Origin of the sequence: Streptomyces sp. NPDC057638 (genome assembly GCF_042800315.1) — a bacterium.
Taxonomy (GTDB): domain Bacteria; phylum Actinomycetota; class Actinomycetes; order Streptomycetales; family Streptomycetaceae; genus Streptomyces.
This window is the reverse complement of the sequence record NZ_JBHVHF010000471.1, coordinates 1-4,182: the sequence shown is the minus strand read 5'-3', so window position 1 is coordinate 4,182 and position 4,182 is coordinate 1. Positions and strand designations below refer to the sequence as shown.

At 70.9% G+C, this 4,182-nt stretch carries 4 protein-coding genes; 1 reads left to right on the top strand and 3 read right to left on the bottom strand.

The features are described 5' to 3' along the window. Positions 1–292: 292 nt before the first annotated feature. From ACFVIM_RS33430 to ACFVIM_RS33420, 3 genes are read right to left on the bottom strand one after another with little or no spacing between them, the layout of a single operon-like run. Positions 293–1,789, bottom strand: coding sequence for a tripartite tricarboxylate transporter permease (locus tag ACFVIM_RS33430; RefSeq protein ID WP_384309629.1), 1,497 nt, complete (start codon positions 1,787–1,789; stop codon positions 293–295). A gap of 3 nt (positions 1,790–1,792) precedes the next feature. Continuing rightward, positions 1,793–2,326, bottom strand: a complete 534-nt coding sequence (locus tag ACFVIM_RS33425; RefSeq protein ID WP_384309627.1) for a tripartite tricarboxylate transporter TctB family protein — start codon at positions 2,324–2,326, stop codon at positions 1,793–1,795. Further along, entirely contained in the window at positions 2,323–3,306 is a 984-nt protein-coding gene (locus tag ACFVIM_RS33420; RefSeq protein WP_384309624.1) for a Bug family tripartite tricarboxylate transporter substrate binding protein, read from the bottom strand. The genes ACFVIM_RS33425 and ACFVIM_RS33420 overlap by 4 nt, the downstream gene beginning before the upstream one ends. A 125-nt stretch (positions 3,307–3,431) precedes the next feature. Between ACFVIM_RS33420 and ACFVIM_RS33415 the strand changes: the two genes are divergently transcribed. Then, entirely contained in the window at positions 3,432–4,121 is a 690-nt protein-coding gene (locus tag ACFVIM_RS33415; protein ID WP_384309621.1) for a response regulator, read from the top strand. The last annotated feature ends 61 nt before the right edge of the window (positions 4,122–4,182 follow it).

Here is a 4,182-nt window from a genome sequence, read left to right as displayed (position 1 = left end):
CGGTGAGGTTGGACACCGGGGCCGACGCCATGCGGCCGCTGGAAGCGCGGTGGGGGGCCCGGGACGAGGGGCAGGTCTCGTCCCGGGCGGCGCTCCGGCGGCCTTCTGTGCCACGAGCACGGCGGAGCGGCGCGGATGAGCGGTCACGGTCGTGGGGACCGTCCGCTCGCCGCCCGGCCCGCTCGTGGCGGTCCCGATCCGGTACGGAGGGGGCGGGCCCCCTCCCTACCGGCTCATGAGCGGCTCTCAGGCCGTGGGCTCACCGGCCGTACGGGCCGTGGGCCGGGGCCCGTCACGCGTCGGCCTTGCGGCGGCCCGGCAGCAGACGCCGGATCCAGGGCCAGGCCAGCAGGATCACGACCACGGCGTAGACCGTGACCGAGAACGGGGTGTTCACCAGGCCCGTGATGCTGCCGTCGCTGATCTGGAGCGCACGGCGCAGCTGCTGTTCGGCGTTCGGGCCGAGGATCACACCGATGACGGCGGGCAGGACCGGCAGTCCGTACCGCCGCATGCCGAAGCCGAGGACACCGATGAGCAGCAGCACGATCAGGTCCAGTGCCTCGCCGCCGACGGCGTAGGCGCCGACGCCCGCGAAGAAGAGGATCCCGGCGTACAGATACGGACGGGGGATCCGCAGCAGCTTCGCCCAGACCGGCGCGAGCGGCAGGTTCAGCGCGAGCAGCAGCACCAGGCCCACGAAGAGCGAGGCGATCAGACCCCAGACCAGGTCCGGCTCGCGCTCGAAGAGCAGCGGTCCGGGCTGGATGCCGTACTGCTGGAAGGCGGCGAGCATCACCGCGGCGACGGCCGTGGTCGGCAGCCCGAGGGTCAGCATCGAGACCAGGGTGCCCGACGCGGAGGCGGAGGCCGCCGACTCGGGACCGGCGACGCCCTCGATGGCGCCCTTGCCGAACTCGTCCTTGTTCTTGGAGAGCCGCTTCTCGGTGACGTACGAGAGGAAGGTGGGGATCTCCGCGCCGCCCGCGGGGATCGCCCCGAACGGGAAGCCGATGAACGGGCCGCGCAGCCAGGGCTTCCAGGTGCGCTTGACGTCCTTCTTGTCCAGCCAGGGACGGCCGACGGGGATCGGCTCCACGGCGCCGCGCCGCAGATGGGCGGCGACCCACAGGGCCTCACCGATGGCGAAGAGTCCGACCGCGACGATGACGACCTCGATACCGTCGGCGAGCTGGAGCGAGCCGAAGGTGAGCCGCTGCTGGCCGGTCATCGAGTCCAGTCCGACCAGTCCGATGGTGAGACCGATCAGCAGCGAGGCCAGGCCCCGGATCCGGGAGGAACCCAGGACGGAGGTGACCGCGATGAAGGCCAGCACCATGATGGCGAAGTAGTCGGGCGCTCCGATGTCCACCGCCAGCTCGGCGACGGTCGGGGCGAGCGCGACCAGCAGCAGGGTGCCGATCAGACCACCGGTGAAGTGGCCTATCGCGGCGGCGGCGAGCGCCTGGGAGCCGCGTCCGGATTTCGCCATCGGATTGCCCTCGATGGCCGCGACCACCGCCGCGCTCTCACCGGGGGTGTTCAGCAGGATCGAGGTGGTGGAGCCGCCGAACATCGCGCCGTAGTAGATACCGGCGAACATGATGAAGGCGCCGGTGGGCTCCAGGCCGTAGGTGACGGGCAGCAGCAGGGCCACCGCCATCGCGGGCCCGATGCCCGGCAGGACGCCGATCGCGGTGCCGAGCAGCACGCCGATCACGGCCCAGAGCAGGTTGATCGGGGTCAGCGCGGTGCCGAAACCGTCGATCAGGGAGTTAAAGGAGTCCATCGGCTACAGCACCCCCATCAGCGGGCCACCGGGGAGGGGGACGCCGAGCAGATTGTCGAAGACGAAATACGTGAAGAGGGAGAGCCCGGCCGCGATCAGCGGATCGCGGTGGTAGGCCCGGCTGCCGAGCGCGAACGCGGAGCCCCAGAAGAGCAGCGCCCCGGAGACCGGGAAGCCGACCGGGCCGATCAGGACCGCGAAGCCGAGGAAGACCCCGGCGAGCAGCAGCACGGTGCGCCAGTCGCTGGGCTCGCTCAGATCGACGTCCTCGCCGCCCTCGGCCTCGCCCCGGCCGCCGCGCAGCACGTCGACAGCGAGCGCCACGGCGACCAGCAGCAGTCCGATACCGACGACGATCGGCACGGTCTTGGGGCCGACGGGCCCGCGCTGGGCTATGTCCACGTCCATGGTGAGCGCGTCCGTCAGGACGAGCACGCCGATGGCGAAGAGGAGGACCGAGACCCCGAGCTCGGAGTGGTCGCGCAGCCAGGAGGAACGGGCGGGCGCCTGGGGTGCGGTGGATTCGGGAGTGGTCACAGTCCGAGCTCCTTCAGGACCTGGTCGACGCGCTTGTTCTGCTCGTCCAGGAAGTCGCCGAACTTGTCACCGGTGAGGAACGCGTCGCTCCACCCGTTCTTCTTCAGCGATTCCTTCCACTGCTTCGAGGCGTGGAGCTTCTCGATGAGGGCGACGAGCTTGTCGCGCTCGGCGTCGGAGATGCCGGGCGGGGCGACGATGCCGCGCCAGTTGGTGAACTCGGTGTCGATCCCGGCCTCACGCAGGGTGGGGGCGTCGAGCCCGGGTACCCGCTGCGGTCCGGTGACGGCGAGCAGCCGCAGCTCACCGGCCTCGATCTGGTCGAGGTACTCGCCGACTCCGGAGACACCGAAGGCGACCTTGTTGCCGAGGATCGAGGCGAGCAGCTCGCCTCCGCCGTCGAAGGGGACGTAGTTGACGGTCTTCGGCGCGATTCCGGCCGCCTGCGCCATCAGCATCGGCGCGAGGTGGTCGGGGCCGCCCGGCGACGAGCCACCGCCGACGGCGAGCTTGCCGGGGTTCTTCTTCCAGGCCGCCACGAGGTCCTGGATGGTCTTGTACGGGGAGTCCTTGGACACCACGACGATGTCCTGCTCCTCGGTGAGCCGGGCGATCGGGGTGGTGTCGGCGAGCGTCTTGGGCGCCTTGTTGGTGTGGACGGCGCCGACGACGCCGAGCCCCATGGACATCGCGAGCCGGCCGTTGCCGCGCTCGCCCACCAGGTGGGCCAGGCCCACGGTGCCACCGGCACCGGGGAGGTTGAAGACCTCGATGCCGTCGGTGAGCCCGGCGTCCTCCGCGTTCTTCGCGGCGGTGCGGGCCGTGATGTCGTATCCGCCTCCTGGCGTGTTGGGGACCATGAATCGCAGTCCGGGGATCTTCGTTCCGGTCTCGGCGCCCGTGCCCTCGGTGAGCAGCGGCGGCCCTACGAGTACCAGCAACGCGGCCCCGAGCAGGGCGAGGGGAGTGCGCAATCGCACGTGAGCCGCCTCTCGGTCGGTTGATGTGAAGTGGCCCACATGTTGCCGTCGCGTTAAGAAAGTGTCTCTCTTCCGGAATCAACGGACGTTGTGGTCATTGTGGTCACCGCCTAGCGTGTGCGCGTATGAACGTGCTGGTGGTGGACGACGACTTCATGGTCGCCAAGCTGCACAGCCGCTATGTGTCGGCCACCCCGGGCTTTCGGGTGGCCGGAGTGGCACACAGCGGTGCGGAGGCGCTCCGGGCGGCCGAGCGGGTACGGCCGGATTTGGTCTTGCTGGATATCTATCTGCCCGATATGGACGGGCTGACCGTGCTGCGGGAGCTGCGGGCCGCGGAGGAACGGGACGCGACCCGGGGATCCGTGGACGCGCTGTTCATCACGGCCGCGCGCGACGCGGACCTGGTGCGGGCCGCGCTGCGCGCGGGCGCCCTGCACTATCTGATCAAGCCCTTCAACCAGGCGGCGCTCCAGGAGCAGCTCCGCCATGTGGCGGCCCTGCGGTACCGCTTCGACCGGCTCGGGGAGGCCCGCCAGGAGGATGTGGACCTGATCTTCGGCACCCGGCCGCCGGGCTCGCGTGAGCTGCCGAAGGGGCTCGCCGCGCACACGGCGGAACTGGTGGTGCGGGTGCTGCGGGAGCACGGGGGCGATCTGTCGGCCTCGGAGTGCGCGGAGGCGGGCTCGCTCTCGCGGGTCAGCGCGCGGCGCTATCTGGAGTACTTCGTGGAGACGGGCCGGGTGGAGGTGACCCTGCGGTACGGGGGCACCGGGCGTCCGGAGCGGCGGTACCGGCTGGTGGGGGCGCGGTAGGGCGGGCCTCGGCGGGGTTCGGCCGGGCCTGTCCGAGCCGGGCCGTACACCCGGCTCGGAC